The following is a 26,018-nucleotide window of genomic DNA, read 5'->3' as shown; positions in this document are numbered from 1 at the left end:
TTTATCGGTCCATTCTAACGATTTTAGGTGTGAATGTTCCCAGAACTTCAACTAAATCTGTTTGATTTCCCATTACTTTTGTAATGTCTTTGTAAGCCATTGGCGCTTCATCAATATTTCCTCCAATCAAGGTTACATCATTTGCTTTTAGCACTTTTTTGATTTCGCTTTGAGTAAAAGTAGCTTTGCACTTAGCTCTCGAAAATAAACGCCCCGCTCCGTGAGAAGCTGAGTTTAAACTTTCTGCATTTCCTTTCCCTTTTACAATATATCCAGCAGCGGTCATCGATCCCGGAATAATACCCAATTGACCTTCTGCAGCCGGGGTTGCGCCTTTTCTATGCACAATGCATTCTTGTCCGTTTACCATTTCTCTCCAGGCAAAATTGTGATGATTTTCAATTGTCACCACTACCCTTTTCCCTATTGCTTTCGCAATTCTTCTATGAATATCATCGTGACAAGCTTTTGCATATTCTCCCGCCAAATTCATCGCCAGCCAATATTCCTGACCATCATGTGTGTTTAAATCAAGCCACGCTAAATGCTGAACGTTTTTAGGTAACGGACATTGTTTAGTTGCCAAATAAGTATAATGCTTGGCAATATTAGCGCCTAAACCTCGTGAACCACTATGCGATAAAACAGCAAAATATTCACCAACACCCAACTTCCATTCATTCTCCGGATTGTCAATTTTGGCGATACCAAATTCTACAAAATGGTTTCCTCCTCCAGAACTTCCAAGTTGCTTATAAGCTTTTGGCAAAAGGTTTTTTAATAAAGGAATATCTTTAAATTCGCTTTTGTAAAAAACTTCATGATCTGCTTTTACAGCATGTGTTTCGTTCATACCAAACTTAGTATTGTCTTTTAAAATAGCTTCTAATTGATGTTCTTTTCCTTTAAAATACGAAGCCGGTAAATCGAAAATTGATAAACTCATTCGGCAGCCAATGTCAACGCCAACTCCGTACGGAATAACCGCATTATCTGTTGCTAAGACTCCGCCAATTGGCAATCCATAACCTGAATGCGCATCCGGCATTAAAGCGCCTGCAATTGAAATGGGCAGTTTTAAAGAATCATACAATTGAAATTTTGCCTGATCATCAATTTCATTTTCTCCAAAAATGGTAAAAGGTACTCGTGTTGTTTTAAGCTGATGCATTCTTACCTGAACTGGTTTTATCAAACCTTCAGCCACTTTGCCCCAGGTTCCGTTTCCTTCAAACTTTTCAGGATGAAGTAAAACCTCTTTTGCCTCTGTTAGAATAGCTTCTTTTTTCTCTCTTTTTCTATATCTGTTGATTTGCCCTAAAGCAATATTTATTGAATTGTTTTTTGGAAAGCCTAATTTTATAAGGTCCTTTCCGGATAATTTATTTCCCATGATTTATATCATTTCGTCTACATACTGTTGATACAATACATGCAGACTTTTATTTTTAATTGGGTTTATCTCTCGTGGATTTTCATTTTGATAATAATTCCAGCGATAAGAAAAACCATCTACTAATTTGTTTATCTTATATCTTAAATTAAGATTAGTAATGTAATTGTCAAGAACCTGAATTTCACTTTCTAAATCTGCATCAACCATTTTAGTATGCGTTATCATGTACGGTTTAACGCGAAATATATAACGCCATGGCTCATTAAATACATAATGAATTTTATAACGTTTACAATTAGGACACCAACGTTCCCTTTTATAAAAATGCATTTTCTCTTTTTCTGTCAATTCTAATTTTGGACTTCTCCATTCTGATTCAGAAAACTCTTTTACAGTCTGAAGTTTTTCGACATATACATGTTTTCTTTTCCTCTTTTTCTTTTTCTTAAAAGATTTCTCAGGAGAATATTGCCATGTATTTATCTTTTCCAGTAATGTTTTATAAAAAGAAGCTTCATTTGATCTTGTTATATCTTCTCTTAGTACAAAACTGCGTTCCCAACCTTTTTGATAAGGTGTTGCTAAAGGAACTAATGGTAAATCTTTACGTTTTTTCCAGAGTTCAACTTCAAGCTTTCTTAACTGAATTAATTGTTTGTCAAAATCTTCTTTTACTAATCTTTTCTTTGTTCTTTTATTTTTAAAGCGAGAGCACAAAGCATACTCTTCTGCTGTATAATTTTCCATAAAAAATTATAGTGCATTAAATTGATAGCCAAAATGGCTATAACATTTTACCTGTGAGGATAAATATAAAATCGATTATTCGGGAAAATTTGAAGTGTCTAGAATAAAAAAAGCCCGAAACTAAATGTCTTCGGGCTTTTTTATATATCAAAAAATGAATTTCTAAGATTGAAATAAGCCACGAAGAAGCGTTGCACCAAACTTGTTTGATGTGAAGCTCTGAAATGATAATGTAAATACAGACATTTTTCTTCGTTATTAAAGGGTTATTATTTTTTTTTCGTCTGCAAATATTCAGAATACTTTTTTGATTTTCCAAATTATTTTAAAGAAAAATCGTGTAAAAAATAATTATTATATTTTTTGAATCATGGAATACCATATTATCTACTTGAAAATTAAAGCCCTAGCCCTGATAGAAGCGGCATCCTTTTTATCCGTTTTTCACGGATAAAAAGATATAGCGAATAGCAGGAATAGCTCCTGAAAATTTAAATTCGAATAGTCTTAAATTCCAAATTCCAACTATTCTCGCGGTATTTGTTATCTCGACGGAGGAGAAATCCTCACTAGAAACTCCGTATCCAATAGCAATAATCTTTGGTTAGATGCAATGCAGTGCATCTCTACAGTAAAACTGTGGAAGATTATTGATGAAGCAAATTGTAGAGACACACTGCAGTGCGTCTACGCAAGAGAATCCCTAAATCTTTGTCAACTTAATAGTGTGATTTCTCCTCCGTCGAAATGACAAGATCATGAAGAATCACTATTTTGCAAAAAACTAAACACAAAAAAAAGCCCTGATTTCTCAGAGCTTTATGCTTTTGTTTTTGTGAATTTTGTTATTCTGTTACTTTACTTTTAACAACTAATCTAAAACCTTCACCGTGAATGTTTAAGATTTCAACATCTTCATCAGCTTTTAGATATTTTCTAAGTTTAGCGATGTAAACGTCCATACTTCTTGAAGTAAAGTAGTTGTCATCTCTCCAGATTTTTGTTAATGCTAATTCTCTTGGCATTAAATCATTTTCATGAAGGATTAACATTTTAAGTAATTCGTTCTCTTTTGGAGACAATTTTATTGGTTCATCTGTTTCAAATGTCAAAAATCTAAGTTTAGAATTTAAGTGGAATTTACCAATATTAAATTCAAACTGAACTTGTTCCGCTTTTGTATCCGCAGATTTTCTTTGAATAATAGCTTTGATTTTCATTAATAAAACTTCTGAATCAAAAGGTTTATTCAAGTAATCGTCAGCCCCGGCTTTGTATCCTTTTAGCACATCTTCTTTCATAGATTTTGCTGTTAAGAATATAATTGGCACTTCGCTATTTTTTTCTCTAATTTCTTTGGCTAAAGTATAACCATCTTTATAAGGCATCATTACGTCAAGAATACATAAGTCATACACATCTTTCTTGAATTTCTCGAAACCTTCCATACCGTTTTTAGCTAAAGTAACTTCAAAGTCATTTAACATTAGATAATCTTTAAGAACTGCCCCAAAATTAAGGTCATCTTCTACTAAAAGTATTCTTTTGTTATTATTTTCCATATTTTAATTTATTAATGGTATTTTTATTATAAAGGTGCTACCTTTTCCTTTTTCGCTTTCAACATATACTTGGCCATTGTGATCTTCTACTATTCTTTTTACATATGCAAGACCTAAACCATGTCCTTTTACATTATGTAAATCTCCTGTATGTTCTCTGTAAAACTTCTCAAAAACTCTTTTCTGAGCGACTTTACTCATACCAAGACCATTATCTTTTACTTTTATCAGGATCATGTCTTTAACATTTTCTGTAAAAATTTCAATTTCAGGAATATCCGGTGAATATTTTATGGCATTTTCTAAAATATTAACCAACACATTTGTAAAATGCACTTCGTTGATTAAACAAGTTGTTCGTGCTGCATTTAAGTGCTTTACAACTGTTCCGTGTCTGTCTTCAAGAATTAAATTTACGTGCTCAATTGCATCATCAATTATATCATGAATTGCAGTTGGCTCTTTTGTAATATCTAATTCTCTTTTTTCTAGTTTAGAAATACGCAGAACGTTTTCAACCTGAGCATGCATTCTTTTATTTTCGTCCCGAATCATTTGGAGATATCGAAATACTTTTTCTTTATCTTCAATAATTTTAGGATTCTTAATTGCATCAAGTGCTAAATTTATTGTTGCAATTGGAGTTTTAAACTCATGTGTCATGTTATTTATAAAATCTGTTTTGATTTCAGAAATATGTTTTTGACGCAATAATTGGTTCAATGCACTTGTGTAGGCAACTATGATAATTAATGTAAAAATTATTGATAGTATTGTAATACTCAACAATTCAGACAATAAAAATTTCTTTTTGTGAGGAAAAGTTATGAATAACTCATATTTACTATTTCCTTCGTTATCTGTATATATTGGAACATGGTAGCTTGCATCTTTATCATAATGAAATCCGTCTGATTTCACCTTTGTTGCAAGGCCGCTGTTAAGGACTCCATATTCAAACTTGGTTTTTACACCATATTCTTCTAACTCTTTCTTTAAAAGTTTTTGAAGCTTATCTTTTGTAATCCTACCTTCTATAGGTGTCAAAGAAGCAATATCTTTATATTGAATTTGCTGCTGAACTTTATTTAAGATATCTAAACTACCTGATTTTTCAATTTTCAGATCCGGAATAATACTTTGTCCTAAACTATTATTATCAATTCCGTTATTATTATAAACTTCAGTTACTCTTTTTGAACTGAAATTCTTAAATCTCTCGCTGCTGAATTTTTTATTAAATAGTGAACCATTAATATCGTAATCCTCAGATGTAAGGGTATTCGAGTATACTATTGTTTTATTTGTTTTTGTATTTCTCTGAACATAGAGTACTTCCAGCAGATCTTCTTTTTTAGGAGTTTTACCAGTACTGTCTTTTATACGATTGTATTTGTCGTAAAAACTATATTCTTCCTGTTGTTCCAGTTTGTCAGCAACATTACCTATTACTTGTGTAACATGATATTTAAATTGCTCGTCATTATTTTTAAACGAAGAATTGAACCAATATACCTGCACCAGAATAATCCCTATTAAGGACAAACTCATCAGTAAAACAAGTATTCTAAAAAATAATTTATTCATCGAAACAAAATTAATATTTTAACAATATACTAAATAATACATTAACCAAATATTAACATTTAAGACGGTTTTTGTTTTATATTTAAAATTTTAAGAATTTTAACAACTTCTTCTTTAGCAATTTTAAGATTACTGTTATTTATTACAAAATTGCTTAAAGAAATTCTTTTTTCGTCATTCCATTGCATTTTCATTCTGCTTAAAACTTGCTCGCGCGTGGTATTATCTCGCTTTATGACTCTTTCAATCCTTATTTCTTCAGCGGCTGTGACCGTTATAATCACATCACATTCTTTATAACGACCACTTTCGAATAAAATCGCAGCTTCATAAATTACATATTCACTGTTTTTATTGTCAAGTAACCATAATTCAAAATCATTTTTTACAGCAGGATGAACTATACTATTTAACGCTGCCAGTTTATCAGCATTGTTAAATACAATTTCAGCCAGTTTTGCTCTGTTTAAAATCTCATTTTCAAAAAGAGAATCCCCAAAAGTTGTTTTTATTTGTTCTGTAATACTTTTAGATTGCATTACTTTTTTAGCGGCATCATCAGCGATGTAAACAGGAACTCTCATTGTCGCAAAATAATTTGCAATAGTTGTTTTCCCGCTTCCTATTCCACCTGTTAGGCCAATAACTTTTGTCATATTATACTTTAAAAAACATACGAGGAAAAGCTTCTTGTGGTTTTTTCTTTAAAAGAATAATTTTTATGAAGGACTTTAAAAATCCTGTTCCATAACCATAAAACTGTTTCCAGACTGCAATTACAGATAAGTATCCAATTTTAATGCTTTTATTCTGAATACTTGCTGTAAGAAAAATTATAACGAAATATACGAAATATAATTGTAATAAAATATCAATATTAAAAATTAATAGTAAAAAAGCTAATAATAGACCTATTATAAATACGGATGGAAAGAAGAATGTTAGCTTATTATGTTCTGGATACCAACTGTTTAAAATTGGTCTCGCTATTCCGAATTTATTCACCTGAACAGAAAATTTTTCCCAGTCTATCCTGCGTTTGTGATACACATATGCCTCTGGAAACAATCTGGTTTCAAATCCTAAATTCCATAAACGAATAGAAAGATCAGGATCTTCACCCGGATGAATATTTCCAAAACCTCTTGAGGCTTCAAAAGCCTTTTTTGAAATTCCCATATTGAAACTCCTGGGCTGAAATTTATTAATTTTCTCTGAACCTCCACGGATTCCTCCTGTTGTAAGAAATGAAGTCATCGCAAAATTAATTGCTTTTTGAATATCAGAAAAACTATCTAATGCTTTATCAGGACCGCCAAAACAATCAACGTAATCTGCATTTAATGCTTTTCGAACTTCTGTTAAATAATTGGAAGGAATGATACAGTCTGAGTCAAATATGATAAAATAATCTCCCCTCGCCTTTTGCATTCCAAAATTTCTTGAATCTCCCGGTCCTGAATTTTCTTTGAAATAATAGGATATATTCAATTTCCCCTGATAAGTCATCACCACATCTTTGCATGGTATTGACGAACCATCTTCAACAAGAACAATTTCAAAAGCTTCATTATAATCAGATTTTGACAGACTTTCTAAAAGTTCATCAACTTCATCTGGACGATTATACACGGGTATAATTAAAGAAAAAATCATAACGGGATGTGCGGTATTAAAGTGGCAATTTTTTAAATTCAAAATTTTAACAAAGATATGTTATATTCATAAAAAAACCATCAACTTTTGGTTGATGGTTTCCTATTTATAGTAATTCTTTTGTCTACTTGATACTTTCTATTCCGACAACTTCATTTGCTTCTGCTTTATAATCTACTCCAGCAAATTCAAACCCGAAAAGGTTTAAGAAATCATTTCTGTATCCTGCTAAATCTCCAATCGAAAGTAATGTTTCAGTTGTAGCTTCTAACCAAAGTTTAGCCACTTTTTCCTGAACGTCATCACGCATTTCCCAATCGTCGATTCTGATTCTTCCTTTCTCATCTACAGGAACTTCTGAACCTGAATATAATCTGTCCTGAAACAAACGCTGAATCTGTTCGATACAACCTTCATGAATTCCTTCTTCTTTCATAATTTTATACAAAAGAGAAATATATAATGGAATAACCGGTATTGCAGAACTTGCTTGAGTAACTAATGCTTTGTTTACAGAAACATATGCTTTTCCTCCTATTGATTTCAAACTGTCTGTAATCGAAAATGCTGTAGCCTCAAGATCATCTTTTGCACGACCAATTGTACCTTTACGGTAAACTGCTTCTGTTAATGATGGCCCAATATACGAGTAAGCAACTGTTGTAGCTCCATCTGCCAATAAATTCTCTGCTTTTAAAGCATCGATCCACATAGACCAATCTTCACCGCCCATTACTGCTACAGTATTTGTAATATCTTCTTCATTTGCCGGAGCAATAGAGACTTCAGTAACGTTTCCGGTATGAAAATCTACTGTTTTATTTGTAAATGTTTGTCCAATTGGCTTTAAAACAGAACGGTGCAAAACTCCAGTAACCGGATGTTGACGAACTGGTGAAGCTAAACTGTAGATTACAAGATCAATCTGACCTAAATCTGCTTTGATTAAATCTAAAGTTTGTCTTTTTATTTCATTTGAAAAAGCATCTCCATTGATACTTTTTGCATATAAACCTGCTTTGTGAGCTTCTGTTTCAAATGCAGCAGAATTATACCAACCTGGTGAAGCTGTTTTTCCTTCAACCGGTGGTTTTTCAAAAAATACTCCAATAGTTGCAGCATCAGATCCAAAAGCACTTGTAATTCTTGAAGCTAATCCAAAACCTGTAGAAGCACCAATAACTAATACTTTTTTTGCACCTGCAATTGGTCCTTTTGATTTTATATATTCTATTTGATTTTTAACATTTTGCTCGCTACCTTTTGGGTGTGCAGTCAAGCAAATAAATCCTCTCATTCTAGGTTCTATAATCATATTTTTCTATTTATTCGTTGATTCGGTTAATCTACTGTTAAGATAATAGTGACTAACTTATTTACGTTTGTTTAATTAGCTTTAAGATGACAAATATAAATTATTTCTTTAGTTCAACAAGGCTTTAGCATGATTTAAAGCCGAATCAGAAACAACTGCTCCTGATAACATTTGAGCAATTTCTATAACTCTTTCGTCCTGAGACAATAGCTTTAATTCTGATTGTGTATCGTCATCAACTGTAGATTTGAAAACTTTAAAATGAGAATCTCCTTTGGCTGCAATTTGAGGTAAATGTGTTATGGCAAAAATTTGCATTGTAGCACTCATTTCTTTCATAATCTCTCCCATTCTGATCGCAATTTCTCCAGAAACTCCTGTATCAATTTCGTCAAAAATTAAAGTAGGCAATTTTGAGTATTGTGCTAAAATTGCTTTTACAGCCAACATAATACGAGACATTTCTCCTCCTGAAGCTACTTTTTTAAGTAATCCAAAATCGGTTCCTTTGTTTGCAGAAAATAAAAATTGTAATTCGTCTTTTCCGTTTTGGAAATAGTTTTCTGATGGTAAAAGTTCCATATTAAAACGAACGTTTGGCATTCCTAAAGTTTCTAAAATCGAAATTAGTTTTTGAGATAAAACCGGAATTGCATTGGTTCTGTTTTGATGAATAGTTGCTGAAAAAGCATCCAATTCAACGACCTTCTCTTCTATAGCTTTTGACAAAGCGGCTATTTCTTCTTCTATATTATCAAGCTCTAATAGCGTATTTCCTAAATTGGCCTGAATTTCAATCAATTCATCAACTGAGGTTACCTGATGCTTTTTTTGTAAATTATAAATCAATTGTAATTTTTGACTTACCAGTTCTAATTGCGCAGGATCATTCAATAATTTCTCAGAAGCATTTTGCAATTCTTTCGAAACATCATCAAATTCGATTGCCAAACTTGTAATTCTTTCAAATACACTTTTATATTCTGGAGAAAAAAGGGCAATTTTTTGTAAAGCTGTTTTGATTTCATTTAAATTATGAAAAACGCCAAATTGTTCTTCGTTAGCAATAACCAACGATTTATCAATTGCTTCTTTTATAATTTCAACATTGTTTAATTTCTCAAAATCAGTTTCTAATTCTTCCTGCTCGCCTGATTTTAATTTTGCCGAAACCAATTCATTCAATAAAAAAGCATTGTATTCCTGCTCTTTTCCTGAATCGCTTTGCTTTTTCAACAAAGCATTTAATTTCGATTTATCTGCTTTATATGATTTTAATACTTTCTGATAAGATTGAATAGTATCAAAATTATTAGCAATTGCATCAATTATTTTAAACTGAACACCTTCATCTGAAAGTTCCTGAGTTTGTTGTTGTGAGTGAATATCAATCAAAAACAAACTTAGATCTTGTAATTCCTGAAGGTTTACAGGGCTATCGTTTATAAATGCACGAGATTTTCCTGAAGGCAAAATTTCTCTTCTTATGATAGTTTCATCTTCATAATCAAGATCATTTGTTTCAAAAAATTCTTTAAGGTTGTATTTAGAGATTTCAAAATGCGCTTCGATTACACATTTTTCTTCTTTATTTTTTAATGAAGTTAAGTCGGCTCTTTTTCCTAAAACCAATCCTATTGCACCCAATATAATAGATTTACCAGCACCTGTTTCACCTGTAATTATAGAAAAACCTCTTGAAAAATCGATTGTGAGTTTTTCAATCAGGGCATAATTTTTAATCGACAAGGACGTAATCATAAGGAAATTGTGTAAGTATAAAAATTAGTAAAAGAAAGTAAATAGAATAAATCAATTAAAATTTAATCTGGGACCATTTAGTAGAATTCAAAGGTGATACCTTATTCAATACATCGGTCAAATCTCCAACAGGAATACTAGGTCCTCCTGAAAATATTGAGACTATTTCATCTGATTTAGCATCAAAAAACACTCTGGTCAAAAAAGCATTGGGTTTAACTGAATTTAATTTTCCGATGATGATTATTGCTGCTTTGATTTTTTCTTTTGATGTTTTCAAATCCACGCTCATTCCATCTAAACCTGTATGATAAGCATACATGGTTTGACGAAGGTCGCTATACATTGGAGAAACCATATCATTTATTAAATAATAACGGTTCTGAACTCCATCTGACTGGCTCCAGCCTTTAAATCCGCCTTGTTGTGCAACGTTTGCAATATTTTGAGCTGTTTCAAGATACTGATTTCCTGCTCCCATTTGGAAAGTATCGGCATCCATTGCCAAAATTAAGTAACTGTAGAAAGAAACAACAGAAACCAGATTTGATTCAAAAGTAGTTGGATTGAACAATAATGGCTCGTATTCTGTATATCTAAAATTAAAATCTTTATCGTTATAATTAAATACCGGCGAAGAATATGTAGAATTAAAAATCAATCGGGATGATTGTACCTGAATTGTACCTGTAAATTGATCAGAACTATTTGAAGACAATGTAATATACATTGAACAATTGATTCTCTCGTTTTGTTTTAAAACTGATCCTGTCCAATCTGTTTTATTTACAAATTCAGACAAAGATGTCTGCAGTGTTTTAAAAACTTGCTGATTGGGATTGGGTAATCTTTCCGTATTAATAGTTACCGTACAATTTAACTGTTGTGCTTGTGTAAAGCCAAAAATGAAAAAAGCGAAAAGTGCAACTATTTTATTCATGAGAATGATACTATTTGATTTAGCAGGAAAGAGTTTTACTATCCTTGCTTTTAGTTTTTATTCTAATTATTATGATTCGGAAAAATGCGAAATCACTTTATTTAAAATATCAACTGCAACAGATTCTTTTGCTTTTAATTCCATTGGTTCGATTTTAAAGTTATGGTCTATAAAAGTCACTTTATTCGTTTCTTTCTTAAAACCGGCACCTTCATCTTGTAAGGAATTTAAAACAATCAAATCTAAGTTTTTTTTCTGAATTTTCAACTTAGCATTTTCAATTTCATTTTCTGTCTCTAAAGCAAACCCAATTAAATACTGGTTTTTCTTGATTGCTCCAAGCGATGCTAATATGTCTTTTGTTTTTTCAAGCTCTATCGAAAATTCTTCAGATGCTTTTTTAATCTTTTGTAAAGCTACAACTTTTGGTCTGTAATCTGCCACTGCTGCTGCTGCAATAGCAACATCAACATCATTAAAATGCAAATGGCAAGCATCATACATATCCTGAGCAGAGATTACATCAATAACTGTAACTAAATTATTTTTTGCTTTATAATGCGTAGGTCCTGAAACCAGGATTACCTGCGCGCCTAAATTAGCCGCTTCGTTAGCGATATCAAACCCCATTTTTCCTGAAGAATGATTTCCTATAAAACGTACGGGATCTATTGCTTCGTATGTTGGACCGGCAGTAACTAGTATTTTTTTTCCTTTTAGTGGTAATTTACTTTCTAAGTCAGCCTCAAGAAATGCTATAATATTCTCAGGTTCAGCCATTCGGCCTTCGCCGGATAAGCCACTTGCCAATTCTCCATTTTCAGCAGGAATCATTACATTTCCAAATTGTTTCAGAGCTGCAAAACTTGATAAGGTTGATGGATGCTTGTACATATCCAGATCCATTGCCGGAGCAAAATAAACAGGACATTTAGCTGATAAATAAGTAGCTATTAAAAGATTATCGCAGTTTCCTGTAGCCATTTTAGATAATGTATTGGCTGTTGCGGGAGCAATTAAGATTAAATCAGCCCAAAGTGCCAATTCAACATGATTGTTCCAAACGGCGTCTTCATCATCCTGATTAAAGAAACTGGAGTGTACAGGATTTTTTGATAACGTAGATAACGTAAGTGGGGTTACAAAATCCTTAGAAGCAGGTGTCATTATCACTTGGACATGTGCACCTGCTTTTATAAAAAGTCGTACTAATGAGGCTGTTTTATAGGCTGCAATTCCACCAGAAACACCCAGTAAAATTTTCTTCCCGTTTAAAACTGACATTATACTATATATTATTTATTTGAATTTCTGTGGTAAGTTTTACCGTCTAACCATTCCTGAACTGCTAAAGCATGTGGTTTTGGTAATTTTTCGTAAAATTTAGAAACTTCAATTTGCTCTTTATTTTCAAAAACTTCTTCAAGACTGTCATTATATGTAGCAAACTCTTCTAATTTCTCAGTTAATTCTTTTTTAATTTCAGAATTAATTTGATTTGCTCTTTTAGCCATAATGGTAATTGCCTCATACACATTTCCTGTTGGCTCTTCAATAACTGTTTTATTGTATGTTATTGTATTTACAGGAGCATTCGTCTTTTTTAAATCCATGACTTTATTTTATTTAGTAAATTTTTGTAAATCTGTTTCCACTCTGGCATTCATTTCGTCTGCCTCTTTTTTATATTTTGTAGCGCTATTAAACTTAATTAAGTTGTTATAAGCCACTTTTGCAACATTTAAACGTTCTTCCATTTTTGCAGGAACACTATTTATTGCCAGTTTATATGCTGAATCGTATTTGTAGAATAAAGCATCTTCTTTAAACGGCGTTCCGGGAAAATCAGCGATAAAATTATCAAATGCAATTAATGCTGACTTATAATCTGAAATTGTATTGTATCCTTTTGCATTTTCGTATGCTTTTTTCTCTAGTTTACCATTCAAAATTTTCACAGTTTCATTTGCTTGTGCGATGTATTCTGAATTTGGATAATTATCAATAAAAGCTTGTAATTTTTCTAATGCCTTTTGTGTATCTGTCTGATCTAAGCTATAAACCGGAGCTAATTTTGAATAGCTGTAGGCTCCCAAAAAAGCAGCTTCCTGTACTTTTTCACTACGCGGATAACCTGAAACAAAACTTTCGAACTGATAACCTGCTAAATAGTATTGTTTTGATTTGTAATAAGACTGGGCAAACATATAAAATAGTTTTTCTGCCTGAGGCTTACCTCTATATGAAGGTGCTAATTGTTCAAAAAGACGAATGGCTTTTGAATATTTTCCAGCATCATACATTTTTGTTGCCACATCAAATTTGGCTGCAACATCTTCATTTTTTAATGCTTTTTGATATTCACTACAAGAACAAAAAAGGACAACAACAATTAATAGAGATACTATTTTTTTCATTTTCTTACTTTTATTATGATTTCTTAGACAATTATGCCAAAGCAAAATCACACCGAAGTTCCGGTGGCAAATTTAGTTATTAATTTAGCTACTACAAAATATTTTTTGGTATAATAAAATACCGGCAATCTCACTCTTATTTTATGCTGTTTTTTACAAATTCATTCAATCTGTCTGCCAGAGAATCATCAACGCTTACTAACGGCAAACGCACTGTGTTCTCAGCAATACCAAGGGCTTGAAAGACTTGTTTGATTCCGGCAGGATTTCCCTGTTCAAAAATCATATCGATACAATCTGATAAAAAGTACTGAGTTTTAAACGCTTCTGTTACTTTTTTATTTAAACCCAAACGTATCATTTCTGTAAATTCTTTTGGAAAACCTTGTCCAATAACAGAAATTACACCTGCTCCACCAGCTAAAACAATTGGCAAAGCTATCATATCGTCTCCTGAAATTACAAGAAAATCTTTTGGCGCATTTTTAATCAATTGCAAAGCCTGAGCCATGTCTCCGGCAGCTTCTTTTATTGCAACGATATTACTAAATTCATTCGCAAGACGAATTACTGTAGATGGAAGCATATTACTGGCAGTTCTTCCCGGAACGTTATACAAAATAACCGGAATTGGTGACGCTTCTGCAATAGCTTTAAAATGTTGGTAAATTCCTTCTTGTGTAGGTTTATTATAATAAGGAGATACAGAAAGTATGGCTTCAAAAGCAGAGAAATCCCTGGTTTTTAATTCCTCAATGATCTGCATCGTATTATTACCTCCAACTCCAAGAACCAAAGGCAATCTTCCTTTATTTGTATCGATTACTGTTTTTATAACCAATTCTTTTTCGGCTTGAGTAAGGGTAGCATTTTCTGCTGTTGTTCCCATAACTACAAGATATTCAACTCCGCCGTCTATCGAAAAATTAACGATGCGCTGTAAAGCTTCGATATCAATTGAAAAGTCTTTTTTAAATGGGGTTACAAGAGCAACACCAGTTCCTATTAATGATTGCATATTCTAATTTATATTTTATTTTATACTCTTTAAATATTTAAACAATTCGTGTACGAAAAGTTTGTAATTCTCCATAGTGGTATCTATCATCCATCGATTTAAACTTTTATCCACAGATGCAAATCCCACTTTAAACCTGGCTTTTGATTGGTTGGTTATCATCATCAAAATGGCTATTTCGATATTATAATAACTAATCAAAAGATCAAATTCTGTGTCTATAAATTCATTCAAGAAAACGGCTGTAATTTCTCCATTCCAATTGATATGTTTTTTACCAAAAGTAGGGACAGAATACGTTTCTTTTTCTTTAAATTTACTTCTATAGGCAACAATTTTTATGTTCTGAGGCGCTATACCCTGCAAAACCAATTCATCTGCCAGCTCTTTCGAATGTCTAAAATTACTTTCATCAGTCAGCAAACCAATTGTTTGTATATTGCTTGTAAAGACTTCGTTTTTGAAATTATTCAAGTTTTTATTTAATGTTTTTTTTACAAAAAATTCCTTTATATAATTTAAAAACATAGTACTTTCGCCAGATTACAAAATTAATTATTTAAGTCGCATTTAAGATGGTAAAACTAAAAAAGTATAACGGATTTTTAAAACTTTTTGTTATATTCTTAACACTTTTTTTCATATTATCCTGTAGTCAAAAACATTATAATTTGACCAAGATAGAAGGAAAACAACTCCCTATTGATGAAAAAGATAGTGAATCTCCAAAAATTGAAGCTTTTATTAAGCCTTATCGCAATCACATTAATAAGGATTTAGACAGCGTTCTTGCGTATAGTCCTGAAACGCTTGATATAAATAACGGAAAATGGCAAACAAGTATTGGAAATCTTTTAGCAGATGTTTGTATAGAAAGAGGGAATATTGTTTTTAAAGCCCGAGAAAAAAAAAGTATCGATTTATGTTTGTTGAATCATGGTGGTATAAGAGCAATTTTACCAAAAGGAAATATTACCACAAGAACTGCTTATGAAATTATGCCATTTGAAAATAACCTCCTTGTAGTAGCATTAAAAGGAGATCAGATTCTGGAGATAACTTCTTATATTATTAAAATTCAAAAAGCACAACCACTATCCGGAATGACTTTTACGATTACAAAAAATAATACTGCAAAAAATATTCTAATACAAGGAAAACCTCTGGATCTTAATAAAGTTTATTATGTAGCTACAAATGATTATCTCGCAAACGGCGGTGACAGTATGGCTTTTTTCGCAAAAGGTATTGAGAAATTTGATTTGAATTACAAACTTCGAAATGTATTGATTGATTATTTCAAGCAAGTAGATACAATTCCGATAGCTAATGATATCAGAATTACTGAAGAATAAAATCATCTCAAATAAATATAAAATACAGCATTTGTGCAAAAAACATAAAAAATGAAAAGAAGAGAATTTATAGAAAAAACGGCTGCTAGTACTGCTCTATTAAGTTTAGGTTTATCATTGAGTAGTTTTGAAATGAGCGATATTAAACACTTAACAATTCTACATACTAACGATGTTCACAGTCATATTGATCCATTTCCGGCTGATGACCCCCTTAATCCAAATAAAGGTGGTGTTTCTCGCAGGGCTGGGCTTATAGAAAAGATTCGTCAGGAAAATCCAAATGTTCTTTTACTGGACGCAGGTGATATTTTTCAGGGAACACCTTACTTTAATTATTACGGTGGTGAACTTGAATTTAAGTTAATGAGTATGATGAAATATGATGCATCTACAATAGGAAATCATGATTTTGACAATGGTCTTGATGGCTTGCACGCACAAATGCCACATGCTACTTTTGAATTTATTAATTCTAATTATGACTTTAAAAACACGGTCATGAATGGGCTTGTAAAACCGTACAAAATTTTCAATAAAAACGGTATTAAGATTGGAGTTTTTGGCATAGGGATTGAGCTTGCCGGATTGGTTGACAAAAAACTTTACAAGGAAACGGTTTACAATGATCCTATTGAAATTGCTCAGGATATGACACAATTACTTAAAAAACAAGAAAAATGTGATTTGGTAATTTGTCTTTCACATTTGGGATATAAATACGAAGAAGATGAAGAAAAAATTAGTGATTTGAAATTTGCTGAACTAACTCAGGATATTGATTTGATTATTGGCGGACATACGCATACTTTTTTAGATAAACCAACAATCGTAAAAAACAAAGCCGGACAAGATGTTTTAGTAAATCAAGTGGGCTGTTACGGAATAAATTTAGGAAGAATAGATTTTTACTTTGATAAGGATAAAGCGCACACTAATCAGGGAAGATCAATTATTGTATAATACCTTTTTTTGAATTTTGGCTTTTTCTAAAAAGTACTTTACCATAAAGAAATAAGCCAAAATTTGAGTTACATCCCGAATTAAAACCAGTACTACAGAATAAGAAAAATATTCATTGAAGATATAGAATATATCCGAGAATATATAACTGATGGCCATTAATGACATTAAAAGTGTTATATAGGTACCTTTTGTAATGTAGTTTACAAACGAAAAATAACTCAAAATACTTAATACGATTCCATAAAAGGTATATAACAGATTAAACTTTTTCATGTTATCTGATTGCAGGCTTAGTACTGAAATCAGCAGATAAACAATAAATATAACTACTATAGAAACCGGCAGAATATCTTTACGCCTGAGTTTAATTTTGTCGTTATCTATTATTATTAGTTTTAGGATTAAGATGTAAACAATTAGAAAACTTACAACTCCGCCAATCTCAGAAACTTCGACATCCATCAGATCAAAAACCTGACCTACAAAGCAAAACAAAAATACTAATCCTTGTGTTTTATTTATTTTAAACTCGCTGCTTATTAAAAAGTAAATAAAGATTGCAGGAAGTACAATGGTTTTAGAATAGAGTGCATAAAAATCCTGTTGTGTACAATCAAAAATAATTGTACACACTAGTGCTGTAAAGAATAAAATCAAAGACGGCTTATTCGCTTTCATTTAATTTGGTTATAAAATCTTCTTCGGATAATATAGGGATATTTAATTTATTTGCTTTTTCTAATTTTGCCGGTCCCATATTATCCCCTGCAACTACAAAATCAGTTTTGGCAGAAATTGAACTTCCTACTTTACCTCCGTTATCTTCGATCGTTTTCTTTAAATCGTCTCTCGAAAATTGTGCAAAAACTCCTGAAACTACAAATGTTTTACCTGTAAATTTATTGGTAGCATTTGGATTAATTTTTTCTACAATTTCAAATTGAACTCCATAACTTTTCAGGCGTTCGATTATTTTTTTATTTTCTTCGTTTTCAAAAAATTCAATTACGCTTTTAGCAATTCTTTCACCAATTTCATCCACCAAAATCAAATCCATTAAGGAAGCCTGGCTCAATGCGTCGATATTTTTATAATGTTTGGCTAATTTTTTAGCAACGGTTTCGCCTACAAAACGTATTCCGAGTGCAAAAAGAACGCTTTCGAACGGAATTTCTTTTGATTTTTCAACACCATTTACCAGATTTTCAGCAGATTTTTTTGCCATTCTTTCCAGGTGCAAAATATCATCTACTTTTAACTCATATAAATCTGCATAATTATGAACTAAATCATTTTTAAAAAGCAAAGCAACCGTTTCTCCGCCAAGACCTTCAATATCCATGGCTTTTCTTGAGATATAATGTTGTACTCTGCCTATAATCTGCGGAGGACATCCGTAGAAATTAGGACAATAATGATTGGCTTCTCCTTCATTTCTTACCAATTCGGTTTGACATTCCGGGCAATGTGTAATGTATTTTGTTGGTTCTGAGTTTTCAGGTCTTTGAGATAAATCTACGGCAATAATTTTAGGGATAATCTCTCCTCCTTTTTCAACAAAAACAGTATCATTTATCCTGATATCTAATTTTTCTATTTGGTCTGCATTATGCAAAGAAGCTCTTTTTACAATCGTTCCTGCCAATTGTACAGGTGCTAAATTAGCGACTGGTGTTATGGCTCCGGTTCGACCTACCTGATAAGTAATCGAATTTAATTTTGTCGAAACCTGTTCTGATTTAAACTTATAAGCAATTGCCCAACGTGGCGATTTTGCTGTATATCCTAATTCTTCCTGATGTTGTATACTATTAACTTTTACAACAACTCCGTCAGTTTCATACGGTAAATTATGGCGGTGAACATCCCAATAGTCTATAAAGTCAAAAACTTCCTGCATGTTATTGACTAATTTTGCTTCGGCCGGGACTTTGAATCCCCATTTTCTGGCAGATTCCAGTCCATCGAACTGAGATGAAAATGGCAAATTATTTCCGGTTACAAAATACAATAAACATTCTAGCGGGCGTTTTGCAACCTCAGCGCTGTCTTGTAATTTTAAACTTCCTGAAGCTGTATTTCTTGGATTTGAATACGGCGTTTCTCCAATTTCTATCAGTTCCTGATTCATTTTTTCGAATCCGCTAAACGGCAAAATAATTTCGCCACGAATATCAAATCTTTCCGGATAATTTCCTTTTAGTTGTAACGGAATTGATTTTATGGTTTTAATATTATTGGTTACCTCATCTCCCTGAAAACCATCTCCGCGAGTTAAGGCTTGTACCAGTTTTCCGTTTTCGTAGGTAATACTTATAGATGCGCCATCATATTTTAATTCGCATGTATATTGCAAATTCACATTTCCTAAAACTCTCTGGATTCGGTTTTCCCAATCAAGCAAATCTTCTTTAGAATATGAATTATCTAAGGAATACATGCGGTATTGATGTGCAATAGTTTTAAAATTCTTGGTTACCATTCCTCCCACTCGCTGTGTTGGCGAATGTTCGTCAAAAAACTCGGGATTTTTGTTTTCTAAATCCTGAAGTTCTTTTAGTTTAATATCAAAATCGTAATCAGAAATTGTGGCATTATCTAACACATAATAATTGTAGTTATGTTGATTAAGTTCATCTCTTAATGTTTGAATTGTTTCTTGAATACTCATAAAATATTAAAATACTGGAGGTTGTGTTTTTGAATAACTGAATATCAAAATTAGGATTATTTTTGTTGAAAAACAGTAAAAAATCAAACTTTTATAAAATCAAAAATCAAGTTGCAAAACGATGCAACTTGATTTTCTTCTTGCCCATTATTCTTAAAAAGAATTAAACAAAACCAACTTCCAAATGGTCTCTTCGTTTTATATTTTTACACTGATAATCAACAACCTGGTGCGCAAATATAAAACTATTTCTGAATAATGATAAAGTCTGATCTTCGGTTTAACAAATGCTCTTCTTCTGTGCATTTTACTCCGTTTTTGCATTTATTAATCAAGCGTGTTTCGCCATAACCTATGGCGCTTTCTATTCTTGATGTATCGATACCCTGCGAAACAATATAGTCTCGTGTTGATTTTGCTCTGTTATCAGACAATTTCAGGTTATAGGCGTCTTTTCCTCTGGAATCTGTATGTGATTCTATTTTGATTCTGATAGCAGGAAATTTTCTCATTATAAAAACCACTTTAGACAGTTCTTCTATTGCCAAAGGTGTAATATCGTATTTGTCATAATCAAAATAAATTGGGTTTACATCTACTTTTTCAACACCTTTCTTTTTGACTACTAAATCATCGTAATTACTCAATTCAAAATTAACATCGATAATTTCGCCTTCATTTTCCCTGGTCGTTTCTACTGTTTTTTCGTCATCGCTATAATTTGTTTTTTTAGCTACTAGTCGAACTGTTTTATTACAAGGAACTGTAACGGCATACTTTCCTTCGAAATTTGTTTTTGTTTCTGCCAGAATCTCGTTATACGAATTATAAGCAACAACAGTAACATCTGTTATAGGCAATTTAGATTTTCTGTCTAATGCTTTACCGGAAATATTTTGATTACAAACCGGTTCTCCTTTTACAAACGAATAAATATCATCATCTCCTTTACCTCCTGCTCTGTTTGATGACAGATAACCATAAGTGCCGGTTTTGTCGATTATAAAAGTAAAATCGTCTTTATTGCTATTTATGGGCGTTCCCAGGTTTCTTGGTGTACCGAAGCTTCCATCTGCAAGAATTTTACTTTCGTATACATCTAAATCTCCCAAGCCATAATGTCCATCTGAAGAAAAATAAAGTATCCCGTTACGAAAAAACGGAAAAAGATCATTACCCAGTGTATTAATTTTTGGTCCCAGATTTTGTGGTGAACTCATTGTACCATCATCTGCAATTTTAACTACATACAAATCTGTTTCGCCGTATCCGCCAGGCATATCTGATGCGAAGAAAAGCCATTGACCGTCGTCGCTTAAGGATGGATGACCAACTGAATAAGCATCATTATCAAAGAAAACTTTTTGTGGGTTTTCTACTTTTCCGTCGACCATGGTACCTTTAAGGATCTGAAAATTATTAATCTTATCTCTGTCAATAACCAATTTGTTTTTTTTAATAATATTCGACGAGTAATAAATAGTTTTTCCACTGGCATCAAAACTTGCTGTTGCTTCGTGATATTTGGTCATTACATTAGGCATAAAAAGAGCATCATTAAACAAACTCCCATCAGCAGGATTTCTTTCTGCAACATATAAATTCAGAAAAGGCTGATTGTTCCAGTTGTATAATTTCTCTCCAAAATTTGTTGTATCTCTGGATGATGTAAATACAATTCGGTCCTGATAAAACGTTGCTCCAAAATCTGATTTGCCGGTATTGATTTCTAAATTTTTAATTTGATAGAGAGATTTTGATTTCGCAATGCTGTCCAGTTGTTTCTTTTGGGCAACATATCGATTGATCTCTTTTTGATCTCCTTTTTTATTTAGATATTCCTTTGTGATTTTATCGGCATCATCATAATCCATAACTGCTTTCATTGTCTGGATGTAACGCAGGTAATAGATATCTGTCAGGTTATTTCCTTGTATTTCGTACAATCTTTTGTACCATTTTAATGCGTTCCTGGCATCTGAAATAAAATAATAAGAGTCAGCAGCATTTTTTATCGTTTGAGCCGATGGATTCTCGATATTCTGCAAACATTCTTCATAGGCTTTTGAAGCATCTAAGTAAGAGTAGTTTTTAAACAAAGCATCGGCCTTTTTTAAATTAGTCTGAGCAAAACCAAATGTAAAACTCAAGACTAAACTCAGGATATATAATTTTTTCATAGGTTTTTATGTTTAGAAGAATCTAGGAGATTTGATTTTACTTTCTTTTTTATTGAATTGATAGCGTAAAATGATTTCATGAGTTCCATCATTGTACTTGTTCAAATCGCTAACGGTGTAATCAAAGGCATATCCGATATAGAAACTTTTGGATATTTGAAAACCTGCCAATATACTCACAGAATCATCTGTTCGATAAGATCCTCCAATTACAAATTTCTCTGCAATCATAAAGTTTGCCGATATATCAGCAGTAAGTGGCGCTCCACTCACTGCTTTTACTAAAAATGCCGGCTTAAACTTTAAATTAGGATTCAGATCAAAAACATAACCTCCCATCAAATAATAATGCAAACGATCATAATCTATAGATTCCTGAACGTCGTCATAATAATCATTTTGAAGAAAGCTTGGAATCGAGAATCCTAAATACCATTTATCTGTATAATAGTAAATCCCGGCTCCTACAGCTAATTTCATTTGATTGTCGATGTTTTGATTTAATAAAACATCATTATTATTATAGTATCTTCCTTTAGACCAATCTACATTCAACATTCTCATTCCTGCTTTAAGACCAAATGCTAATCTTTTTTCATATCCTAACGGAATTGAATAGGAAAAGTTTCCGTCCAGATACAATTCGTTCGATGGACCAATTTTGTCATTTACGACGCTTAATCCCAAACCTATCATCTCGTTTCGCAACGGAGAATGTATAGAAAATGATTGTGTTTCTGGCGCTCCATCAATTCCAACCCATTGTGAACGGTGTAAAAGTGTTGCTTCTAATGTTCCGGTAGATCCAGCATAAGCTGGATTTACCGACATTGTGTTGTACATATATTGCGTGTACTCCGGATCTTGTTGTGCACTGGCACAAAATGTAATAAAAGAACATATTAAAATGAAATACGTTTCTAATGATTTTATATATAGTTTCATAACGATACTTATTAAGTTTAATTAATTAGATGATTAATACAGCTGATTATCTCATTATAGATAACCATCCTTTTTTAGCCGATCCATCTCCAATGGTTATCACATAAAAGTAAGTACCTGTTGGCAACATATCTCCTCTATTAACCACTCCGGATACATTGGCGGTTCCGTCCCAATCATTTTCATAATGTTGTTTACTATATACTAATGAACCGTATCTGTTATAAACTTTCAACTCATTATTTGGATATGATTCTATACAATCAATTCTGAAAAGATCATTAGCTCCATCATTATTAGGAGTGAACTCATTGTAAACTGTCAAACAAATTGGTTCAACAGAAGCTGAAGCCGAGTTATTTGATGCATCAACATCTAAAGGAGTCGAAATTTCGACAGTTGCAACATTAAGGTAATTACCACTTGGTAATACTTCTGCAACAATTGTAAGAACTACGCTTTGTCCGGCATTCAAAGCTGGAATTGTCCAAAGTTGAGTGCCTAAATCGTATGTTCCTGCAGTTGTAGATGCACTTACTAAATCATATCCGCTTGGTAATAATTCGCTTACGATCGTATTTATAAAATTACCCTGACCAACATTATTTACAGTTACAGTAAATGTTATTTGCTCACCAAAATTAGGTGTAGGATTACTAACTGTGTTTGTTATCGTTAAGTCAGAACAAGTTGCTACAGTAACATTTAAAGTTTTAGTTGTAGTCTCGTTACAAGTATTTACATATTTAACCTCTACTTTTCCAGGTCCAATATCAGACCATGAAACGGTTACAGATCCGTCAGCATTTCCTCCACCAGAGGTAATAGTTCCGTTTGTAATTGACCACACATAATCAGATTTTCCGTTGGCAATTGAATAAGTGATTCCCTGGAAAACACATGGTGTATCGTCTGTTGCTGTGATTGGAACCAAAGCATCATTTTCAAAAGCAATCGTTACTGCTAATCTCGTAGCACTCTCACAACCATTTGTTGTATTATTAAGTGCTGCTGCATAATATGTTGTAGCTGTAAGCGGCGTATTTGCTGCTAATGGTGTTCCTCCCGTTGCAGAAGTATACCATACTAAATTTGCCTCATTTACAATAATACTTGCAATTGTAGGAACTGCTGACAAACAGAATGTTTGATTTGGTTTTGGCGTAGTAACAATACCCGGTGTATTTACATTTACAGTAACTGCTAATCTTGCTGTATTCTCACAACCTGAACCACTCGCTATAACACCGTAATATATGCCGGTAATTAAAGCTGTTGTTGCCGGAATCGCTGTTCCTCCTGTTGGAGTATTATACCAGATTACATTTGCTTCGTTTACCTGAATATTAGAAACTTTTGGCGCATTTACAGAACAGAAATTCTGAGTTGAAGAATTCGTTGTTGGTGTTGACATTGGATTCACAATCGTAATCATAACTGCTAAACGACCTGCACTTTTACATCCCGTTACAGGATCTGTAATTTCTCCATAATACGTACCGGAAGCTAAAGCTGTAGTTAACGGAATTGCTGTTCCGCCTGTAGCGGCTGCAAACCAACTTACATTACTTTCGTTTACCTGAATACTCGCAAATGTTGGAGCACTGGTTGAACAGAAGTTTTGAGCTGCATTATTGGTTGTAGGCGTATTTGTGTTTCCAACTACAACGGTTACAGATAATCTTGCTGCACTTTCGCAAGTTGTAGCAGCATCTTTTAAAGCAGCAAAATAAGTTCCGCTTGTCAAGGCTGTAGTCGACGGAATCGCTGTTCCGCCTGTTAAAGCTGTATACCAAACGATATTTGCCTGATTAAACTGAACGCTTGCAAAGGTTGGTGCATCTGACAGACAGAAATTTTGTGTTCCTGCTGTTACCAATGTTGGTGTTCCAGGATCTGAAACATTTATAGTTACTGATAATCTGGTAATACTTTCGCAATTTGTAACAGCATCTTTTAGTGCAGCAAAATAAGTTCCGCTTGTCAAAGGTGTAGTTGACGGAATCGCTGTTCCGCCTGTTAGAGCCGTGTACCAAACGATATTTGCCTGATTAAACTGAACACTTGCAAATGTTGGCGCATTTACCAAACAGAAGTTTTGTGTTCCTGCTGTTACTAATGTTGGTGTTCCAGGATCTGAAACATTTATAGTAACTGATAATCTAACAGCACTTTCGCAAGTTGTTGTAGCATCTAATAATGCTGCGAAATAAGTTCCGCTAGTAAGTGGCGTAGTTGACGGAATCGCTGTTCCACCAGTTAAAGCTGTATACCAAACAATATTTGTTTCATTAAACTGAACACTTGCAAAAGTTGGTGCATTTACCAAACAGAAGTTTTGTGTTCCTGCCGTTACCAATGTTGGCGTTCCAGGATCTGAAACATTTATAGTTACTGATAATCTAACAGCGCTTTCGCAAGTTGTTGTAACATCTAATAATGCTGCAAAATAAGGTCCGCTTGTCAAAGCTGTAGTTGACGGAATTGCTGTTCCGCCTGTTAAAGCTGTATACCAAACGATATTTGTTTCGTTAAACTGAACACTTGCAAAAGTTGGTGCATTTACCAGACAGAAGTTTTGTGTTCCCGCTGTTACCAATGTTGGTGTTCCAGGATCTGTAACGCTTATGGTTACTGATAATCTNGCAAAAGTTGGTGCATTTACCAGACAGAAGTTTTGTGTTCCCGCTGTTACCAATGTTGGTGTTCCAGGATCTGTAACGCTTATGGTTACTGATAATCTAACGGAACTTTCACAATTTGTAGTTGGATCTAGTAACGCTGCGAAATAAGTTCCGCTTGTAAGTGGCGTAGTTGACGGAATCGACGTTCCCCCTGTTAGAGCCGTATACCAAACAATATTAGTTTCATTAAACTGAACACTTGCAAATGTTGGTGCATTTACCAAACAGAAGTTTTGTGTTCCTGCCGTTACCAATGTTGGCGTAGCCGGATCTGTAACGCTAATTGTTACTGATAATCTAACGGCACTCTCACAAGTTGTTGTAGCATCTAATAATGCTGCGAAATAAGTTCCGCTTGTAAGTGGCGTAGTTGATGGAATCGCTGTTCCGCCTGTTAAAGCTGTATACCAAACGATATTAGTTTCATTAAACTGAACACTTGCAAAGGTTGGTGCATTTACCAAACAGAAGTTTTGTGTGCCTGCAGTTACCAAGGTTGGTGTTCCAGGATCTGAAACATTTATAGTCACTGATAATCTAACCGCGCTTTCGCAAGTTGTGGTAGCATCTAATAATGCTGCAAAATAAGTTCCGCTTGTCAAAGGTGTAGTTGAAGGAATCGCTGTTCCGCCTGTTAAAGCTGTATACCAAACAATATTAGTTTCGTTAAACTGAACACTTGCAAAGGTTGGTGCATTTAACAGACAGAAATTTTGTGTTCCTGCAGTTACCAATGTTGGTGTTCCGGGATCTGTAACGCTAATCGTTACTGATAATCTAACTGAACTTTCACAATTAGTAGTTGGATCTAATAATGC

General features: G+C 33.1%; 21 protein-coding genes. 2 read left to right on the top strand and 19 right to left on the bottom strand.

Annotated elements, in window-relative coordinates; all coding sequences use genetic code 11:
- Position 1: 1 nt before the first annotated feature.
- The 14 genes from ASF10_RS16695 to ASF10_RS16630 form a co-directional block, all read right to left on the bottom strand.
- Entirely contained in the window at positions 2 to 1,393 is a 1,392-nt protein-coding gene (locus ASF10_RS16695) for an RtcB family protein (RefSeq protein WP_056251345.1), read from the bottom strand.
- 3 nt (positions 1,394 to 1,396) lie between these two features.
- Entirely contained in the window at positions 1,397 to 2,143 is a 747-nt protein-coding gene (locus ASF10_RS16690) for a hypothetical protein (protein WP_056251343.1), read from the bottom strand.
- An 845-nt stretch (positions 2,144 to 2,988) separates the two neighbouring features.
- On the bottom strand, positions 2,989 to 3,705 hold the full coding sequence (locus ASF10_RS16685; protein ID WP_056251340.1) for a response regulator transcription factor: 717 nt from the start codon (positions 3,703 to 3,705) through the stop codon (positions 2,989 to 2,991).
- A gap of 3 nt (positions 3,706 to 3,708) precedes the next feature.
- Positions 3,709 to 5,292, bottom strand: a complete 1,584-nt coding sequence (locus ASF10_RS16680; RefSeq protein ID WP_056251337.1) for a sensor histidine kinase — start codon at positions 5,290 to 5,292, stop codon at positions 3,709 to 3,711.
- A gap of 59 nt (positions 5,293 to 5,351) precedes the next feature.
- Complete coding sequence (gene coaE / locus ASF10_RS16675) at positions 5,352 to 5,948, bottom strand: dephospho-CoA kinase (RefSeq protein WP_056251335.1); 597 nt, start codon at positions 5,946 to 5,948, stop codon at positions 5,352 to 5,354.
- Position 5,949: 1 nt separating this feature from the next.
- Positions 5,950 to 6,948, bottom strand: coding sequence for a glycosyltransferase (locus tag ASF10_RS16670; RefSeq protein ID WP_056251333.1), 999 nt, complete (start codon positions 6,946 to 6,948; stop codon positions 5,950 to 5,952).
- Between the two features lie 124 nt (positions 6,949 to 7,072).
- On the bottom strand, positions 7,073 to 8,263 hold the full coding sequence (gene fabV / locus ASF10_RS16665) for an enoyl-ACP reductase FabV (protein ID WP_056251330.1): 1,191 nt from the start codon (positions 8,261 to 8,263) through the stop codon (positions 7,073 to 7,075).
- Between the two features lie 108 nt (positions 8,264 to 8,371).
- Positions 8,372 to 10,024, bottom strand: coding sequence for a DNA repair protein RecN (gene recN, locus ASF10_RS16660; protein WP_056251326.1), 1,653 nt, complete (start codon positions 10,022 to 10,024; stop codon positions 8,372 to 8,374).
- Positions 10,025 to 10,079: 55 nt separating this feature from the next.
- Positions 10,080 to 10,964 carry a DUF4835 family protein gene (locus ASF10_RS16655; RefSeq protein WP_056251322.1) on the bottom strand — a complete coding sequence of 295 codons (885 nt, stop codon included), beginning with the start codon at positions 10,962 to 10,964 and terminating at the stop codon, positions 10,080 to 10,082.
- Positions 10,965 to 11,033: 69 nt separating this feature from the next.
- On the bottom strand, positions 11,034 to 12,248 hold the full coding sequence (gene coaBC / locus ASF10_RS16650) for a bifunctional phosphopantothenoylcysteine decarboxylase/phosphopantothenate--cysteine ligase CoaBC (protein ID WP_056251319.1): 1,215 nt from the start codon (positions 12,246 to 12,248) through the stop codon (positions 11,034 to 11,036).
- A gap of 11 nt (positions 12,249 to 12,259) precedes the next feature.
- Complete coding sequence (locus ASF10_RS16645) at positions 12,260 to 12,577, bottom strand: DNA-directed RNA polymerase subunit omega (RefSeq protein WP_012025451.1); 318 nt, start codon at positions 12,575 to 12,577, stop codon at positions 12,260 to 12,262.
- A 9-nt stretch (positions 12,578 to 12,586) separates the two neighbouring features.
- Entirely contained in the window at positions 12,587 to 13,381 is a 795-nt protein-coding gene (locus ASF10_RS16640) for an outer membrane protein assembly factor BamD (protein ID WP_056251316.1), read from the bottom strand.
- Between the two features lie 136 nt (positions 13,382 to 13,517).
- Entirely contained in the window at positions 13,518 to 14,399 is an 882-nt protein-coding gene (gene dapA / locus ASF10_RS16635; RefSeq protein WP_056251315.1) for a 4-hydroxy-tetrahydrodipicolinate synthase, read from the bottom strand.
- A 15-nt stretch (positions 14,400 to 14,414) separates the two neighbouring features.
- The gene (locus tag ASF10_RS16630) at positions 14,415 to 14,927 is read right to left on the bottom strand and encodes a DUF6913 domain-containing protein (RefSeq protein WP_056251312.1); all 513 of its coding nucleotides are present in this window, start codon (positions 14,925 to 14,927) and stop codon (positions 14,415 to 14,417) included.
- Positions 14,928 to 14,974: 47 nt separating this feature from the next.
- Between ASF10_RS16630 and ASF10_RS16625 the strand changes: the two genes are divergently transcribed.
- Both ASF10_RS16625 and ASF10_RS16620 read left to right on the top strand, forming a co-directional pair.
- On the top strand, positions 14,975 to 15,754 hold the full coding sequence (locus ASF10_RS16625) for a 5'-nucleotidase C-terminal domain-containing protein (RefSeq protein WP_056251310.1): 780 nt from the start codon (positions 14,975 to 14,977) through the stop codon (positions 15,752 to 15,754).
- 51 nt (positions 15,755 to 15,805) lie between these two features.
- Positions 15,806 to 16,717: a bifunctional metallophosphatase/5'-nucleotidase gene (locus ASF10_RS16620; RefSeq protein ID WP_056251305.1), complete on the top strand. Its 912-nt coding sequence runs from the start codon at positions 15,806 to 15,808 to the stop codon at positions 16,715 to 16,717.
- On the opposite strand, the gene ASF10_RS16615 is transcribed toward ASF10_RS16620, so the two are convergent.
- The 5 genes from ASF10_RS16615 to ASF10_RS24570 form a co-directional block, all read right to left on the bottom strand.
- Complete coding sequence (locus ASF10_RS16615; protein WP_056251303.1) at positions 16,703 to 17,398, bottom strand: lysoplasmalogenase family protein; 696 nt, start codon at positions 17,396 to 17,398, stop codon at positions 16,703 to 16,705. The two genes, ASF10_RS16620 and ASF10_RS16615, sit on opposite strands and share 15 nt — an antisense overlap.
- Positions 17,385 to 19,391, bottom strand: coding sequence for an NAD-dependent DNA ligase LigA (ligA, locus tag ASF10_RS16610; RefSeq protein WP_056251300.1), 2,007 nt, complete (start codon positions 19,389 to 19,391; stop codon positions 17,385 to 17,387). The genes ASF10_RS16615 and ligA overlap by 14 nt, the downstream gene beginning before the upstream one ends.
- Positions 19,392 to 19,636: 245 nt before the next feature.
- Positions 19,637 to 21,571: an OmpA family protein gene (locus tag ASF10_RS16605; RefSeq protein ID WP_056251297.1), complete on the bottom strand. Its 1,935-nt coding sequence runs from the start codon at positions 21,569 to 21,571 to the stop codon at positions 19,637 to 19,639.
- 12 nt (positions 21,572 to 21,583) lie between these two features.
- Complete coding sequence (locus ASF10_RS16600; RefSeq protein ID WP_056251295.1) at positions 21,584 to 22,516, bottom strand: type IX secretion system membrane protein PorP/SprF; 933 nt, start codon at positions 22,514 to 22,516, stop codon at positions 21,584 to 21,586.
- Positions 22,517 to 22,562: 46 nt separating this feature from the next.
- Complete coding sequence (locus tag ASF10_RS24570) at positions 22,563 to 23,930, bottom strand: gliding motility-associated C-terminal domain-containing protein (protein ID WP_317039054.1); 1,368 nt, start codon at positions 23,928 to 23,930, stop codon at positions 22,563 to 22,565.
- Positions 23,931 to 26,018: the final 2,088 nt, after the last annotated feature.

The sequence above is a fragment of the Flavobacterium sp. Leaf82 genome (assembly GCF_001422725.1).
Classification (GTDB): Bacteria; Bacteroidota; Bacteroidia; order Flavobacteriales; family Flavobacteriaceae; genus Flavobacterium.
Note: the sequence above shows the minus strand (reverse complement) of the source record. Positions and strands in the feature narration are given on the sequence as shown.

Coding starts and splice junctions, on each gene's coding strand:
- ASF10_RS24570 (WP_317039054.1), bottom strand. CDS start 23,930: ATGTCAACACCAACAACGAATTCTTCAACTCAGAATTTCTGTTCTGTA.
- recN (WP_056251326.1), bottom strand. CDS start 10,024: ATGATTACGTCCTTGTCGATTAAAAATTATGCCCTGATTGAAAAACTC.
- coaE (WP_056251335.1), bottom strand. CDS start 5,948: ATGACAAAAGTTATTGGCCTAACAGGTGGAATAGGAAGCGGGAAAACA.
- ASF10_RS16630 (WP_056251312.1), bottom strand. CDS start 14,927: ATGTTTTTAAATTATATAAAGGAATTTTTTGTAAAAAAAACATTAAAT.
- ASF10_RS16690 (WP_056251343.1), bottom strand. CDS start 2,143: ATGGAAAATTATACAGCAGAAGAGTATGCTTTGTGCTCTCGCTTTAAA.
- ASF10_RS16605 (WP_056251297.1), bottom strand. CDS start 21,571: ATGAAAAAATTATATATCCTGAGTTTAGTCTTGAGTTTTACATTTGGT.
- coaBC (WP_056251319.1), bottom strand. CDS start 12,248: ATGTCAGTTTTAAACGGGAAGAAAATTTTACTGGGTGTTTCTGGTGGA.
- ASF10_RS16670 (WP_056251333.1), bottom strand. CDS start 6,948: ATGATTTTTTCTTTAATTATACCCGTGTATAATCGTCCAGATGAAGTT.
- ASF10_RS16695 (WP_056251345.1), bottom strand. CDS start 1,393: ATGGGAAATAAATTATCCGGAAAGGACCTTATAAAATTAGGCTTTCCA.
- ASF10_RS16655 (WP_056251322.1), bottom strand. CDS start 10,964: ATGAATAAAATAGTTGCACTTTTCGCTTTTTTCATTTTTGGCTTTACA.
- ASF10_RS16685 (WP_056251340.1), bottom strand. CDS start 3,705: ATGGAAAATAATAACAAAAGAATACTTTTAGTAGAAGATGACCTTAAT.
- ASF10_RS16615 (WP_056251303.1), bottom strand. CDS start 17,398: ATGAAAGCGAATAAGCCGTCTTTGATTTTATTCTTTACAGCACTAGTG.
- ASF10_RS16645 (WP_012025451.1), bottom strand. CDS start 12,577: ATGGATTTAAAAAAGACGAATGCTCCTGTAAATACAATAACATACAAT.
- fabV (WP_056251330.1), bottom strand. CDS start 8,263: ATGATTATAGAACCTAGAATGAGAGGATTTATTTGCTTGACTGCACAC.
- dapA (WP_056251315.1), bottom strand. CDS start 14,399: ATGCAATCATTAATAGGAACTGGTGTTGCTCTTGTAACCCCATTTAAA.
- ligA (WP_056251300.1), bottom strand. CDS start 19,391: ATGAGTATTCAAGAAACAATTCAAACATTAAGAGATGAACTTAATCAA.
- ASF10_RS16640 (WP_056251316.1), bottom strand. CDS start 13,381: ATGAAAAAAATAGTATCTCTATTAATTGTTGTTGTCCTTTTTTGTTCT.
- ASF10_RS16680 (WP_056251337.1), bottom strand. CDS start 5,292: ATGAATAAATTATTTTTTAGAATACTTGTTTTACTGATGAGTTTGTCC.
- ASF10_RS16620 (WP_056251305.1), top strand. CDS start 15,806: ATGAAAAGAAGAGAATTTATAGAAAAAACGGCTGCTAGTACTGCTCTA.
- ASF10_RS16600 (WP_056251295.1), bottom strand. CDS start 22,516: ATGAAACTATATATAAAATCATTAGAAACGTATTTCATTTTAATATGT.
- ASF10_RS16625 (WP_056251310.1), top strand. CDS start 14,975: ATGGTAAAACTAAAAAAGTATAACGGATTTTTAAAACTTTTTGTTATA.